Here is a 2,010-nt window from a genome sequence, read left to right as displayed (position 1 = left end):
AGTACTTGGTGCATTGTTGGGTGTCTGGGGCATTATTGTCCTGGTGTTGCCTAGTTGCTGACGCAATCATGGTTTGTTGTGTGGTTGTTGTTGGTGGTTGGGGTGTTGTGTGAGAACTGTATAGTGGACGCGAGCATCCCCAAATGATGATGCTTTTTATAGGCATGGTTGTTTGGGTGTGTAATTTCTTTATTCTTTTGTGTTTTGTGTAGTTCACGCCAGCACGATAGTTAAGGAACGGGCTGTTTGCTTTGTTTCTTGTTGTTGTGTTGGTTGTGTGTTCGTTATTTAGGGCGCATGGTGGATGCCTTGGCATGCTGAGCCGATGAAGGACGTGAAAGGCTGCGTTAAGCCTCGGGGAGTTGTCAATTAAGCGTTGATCCGAGGATGTCCGAATGGGGAAACCTGGCACTTGTTATGGAGTGTTACCCTTCAGTGAATTCATAGCTGTTGTGGGGGTTGACGCGGGGAAGTGAAACATCTCAGTACCCGTAGGAGAAGAAAATAATAATGATTCTGCTAGTAGTGGCGAACGAACGTGGATGAGGCTAAACCGTGTGCATGTGATACTTGGTAGGGGTTGTGTGTGCGGTGTTGTGGGCCTTGATGTGCAGCGACTACCATCGTTGCGTCTTGTTGTTGATGTTAGGTGAAGTGGTGTGGAAACGCCTGCCGTAGAGGGTGATAGTCCTGTAGCTGAAGACATTGATGATGGGGTTGTCAAGTTGCCCGAGTAGCAGCGGGCTCGTGGAATCTGCTGTGAATCTGCCGGGACCACCCGGTAAGCCTAAATACTCAGTGTGACCGATAGTGGATAGTACCGTGAGGGAATGGTGAAAAGTACCCCGGGAGGGGAGTGAAATAGTTCCTGAAACCATGTGCTTACAATCCGTCAGAGCACCGTTTGTGTGTGATGGCGTGCCTTTTGAAGAATGAGCCTGCGAGTCAGCGGCATGTCGCGAGGTTAACCCGTGTGGGGTAGCCGTAGGGAAACCGAATCCTAATGGGGTGTCAAGTGGCATGTCCTGGACCCGAAGCGGGGTGATCTACCCATGGCCAGTGTGAAGCAGCAGTAAGATGCTGTGGAGGCGCGAACCCACGTAGGTTGAAAACTGCGGGGATGAGCTGTGGGTAGGGGTGAAAGGCCAATCAAACTCCGTGATAGCTGGTTCTCCCCGAAATGCATTTAGGTGCAGCGTCGCATTAGCTTGGTGGAGGTAGAGCTACTGGTTGGTTGAGCGGGACTACAATCTTAGCAATGTCAGCCAAACTCCGAATGCCATTAATGTGTTGTGCGGCAGTGAGACTGTGGGGGATAAGCTTCATAGTCGAGAGGGAAACAGCCCAGATCGCCGGTTAAGGCCCCTAAGGGTGTGCTAAGTGGAAAAGGATGTGGGATCGCGAAGACAGCCAGGAGGTTGGCTTAGAAGCAGCCATCCTTGAAAGAGTGCGTAATAGCTCACTGGTCGAGTGGTTCTGCGCCGACAATGTAGTGGGGCTCAAGCACACCGCCGAAGCCGCGGCAATAATTTTTGTTATTGGGTAGGGGAGCGTCGTGCACGTGTTGAAGCGTTACCGTAAGGAGGCGTGGAGTGTGTGCGAGTGAGAATGCAGGCATGAGTAACGAATTGGAAGGTGAGAATCCTTCCCGCCGGATGACTAAGGGTTCCTGGGTCAAGTTCGTCTTCCCAGGGTGAGTCGGGACCTAAGGCGAGGCCGACAGGCGTAGTCGATGGATAACCAGTTGATATTCTGGTACCCGAGTATATGCGCCCCTGATAAAGCACTGATACTAACCACCACAAGCACTTTTCGATGACACTTTGTGTTGTTGGTTGGTGTGCGTCGTGGGGCCTGATGTGTGGTTCAAGCGATGGGGTGACACAGTGGGGTAGCCATGCCACTTAGTGGATTGTTGGTGTAAGCGTGTAGCTTGGGGTGTAGGTAAATCCGCATCCTTTTATGTGAGACGTGATGCGTAGCCTTAATTGGTGAAGTTGGTGATCCCGT

The 2,010-nt window shown here is 51.4% G+C and carries 1 rRNA gene; it reads left to right on the top strand.

Going from position 1 to position 2,010, the window contains the following annotated elements:
* Positions 1 to 277 precede the first annotated feature (277 nt).
* Positions 278 to 2,010 (top strand): 23S ribosomal RNA (locus tag HMPREF3169_RS08365); the annotation flags it as partial.

It is taken from the genome of Corynebacterium sp. HMSC08C04, assembly GCF_001807495.1.
GTDB classification, from domain to species: domain Bacteria; phylum Actinomycetota; class Actinomycetes; order Mycobacteriales; family Mycobacteriaceae; genus Corynebacterium; species Corynebacterium simulans.
Note: the sequence above shows the minus strand (reverse complement) of the source record. Positions and strands in the feature narration are given on the sequence as shown.